Genomic DNA, 280 nt, shown 5'->3' with positions numbered 1-280 from the left:
ATCTCAACTTATCAAGTAATTTAATGAATGTCTTCTTTTCTGTAGACGAGAGGTTTGCCATTAATCCCTTAGTACGGCAAAAATGGTCGGGTAGAACTCTCTCAACCAACTTTTTTCCCTGTTCTGTGAGGGTGATCGTCAACATTCGTCGGTCATTTGAGTGGGCTTGACGTGCAACCAACCCTTCTCGCTCCAATCTATCGAGCAAGCCTGTAATTGTGGCACGAGTTACATTGGCACGATTGGCAAACTCAGAGGGTGACAAGTCTCGCTTTGCAGT

The 280-nt window shown here is 45.0% G+C and carries 1 protein-coding gene; it reads right to left on the bottom strand.

The features are described from left to right. A partial coding sequence (locus JUJ53_RS13800) for a MarR family transcriptional regulator (protein ID WP_239125051.1) occupies nt 1-265 on the bottom strand: 265 nt, incomplete at its 3' end. Nucleotides 266-280 lie beyond the last annotated feature (15 nt).

Origin of the sequence: Leptolyngbya sp. CCY15150, assembly GCF_016888135.1 — a bacterium.
Classification (GTDB): Bacteria; Cyanobacteriota; Cyanobacteriia; order RECH01; family RECH01; genus RECH01.
This window is presented reverse-complemented; position numbering and strand designations above follow the sequence as displayed.